The sequence below is a fragment of the Saccharopolyspora rectivirgula DSM 43747 genome (genome assembly GCF_000497205.1).
Classification (GTDB): domain Bacteria; phylum Actinomycetota; class Actinomycetes; order Mycobacteriales; family Pseudonocardiaceae; genus Saccharopolyspora; species Saccharopolyspora rectivirgula.
Genome location: NZ_AYJW01000154.1, coordinates 1 through 408 on the forward strand (window position 1 = coordinate 1; position 408 = coordinate 408).

The following is a 408-nucleotide window of genomic DNA, read 5'->3' on the forward strand; positions in this document are numbered from 1 at the left end:
GGCCCTGGCCTACGGCCTGGACAAGGGCGAGAAGGAGCAGACCATCCTGGTCTTCGACCTCGGTGGCGGTACCTTCGACGTCTCCCTGCTGGAGGTCGGCGAGGGGCTGGTGGAAGTCCGAGCGACGTCTGGCGACACCCACCTGGGTGGCGACGACTGGGACGAGCGGATCGTCGAGTGGCTGGTCGACAAGTTCAAGGCTTCGCACGGCATCGACCTGACCAAGGACCGCATGGCCATGCAGCGGATCAAGGAAGCCGCTGAGAAGGCCAAGATCGAGCTGTCGTCCGCTTCGCAGACCAGCATCAACCTGCCCTACATCACGGTGGACGCCGACAAGAACCCGCTGTTCCTGGACGAGACCCTGACCCGGGCCGAGTTCGAGCGGATCACCTCCGACCTGCTGGA

At 64.7% G+C, this 408-nt stretch carries 1 protein-coding gene; it reads left to right on the plus strand.

Annotation, left to right across the window (positions count from 1 at the left end; genetic code table 11):
- A partial coding sequence (locus tag SREC43747_RS0119340; protein ID WP_029723012.1) for an Hsp70 family protein occupies window positions 1-408 on the plus strand: 408 nt, incomplete at both ends.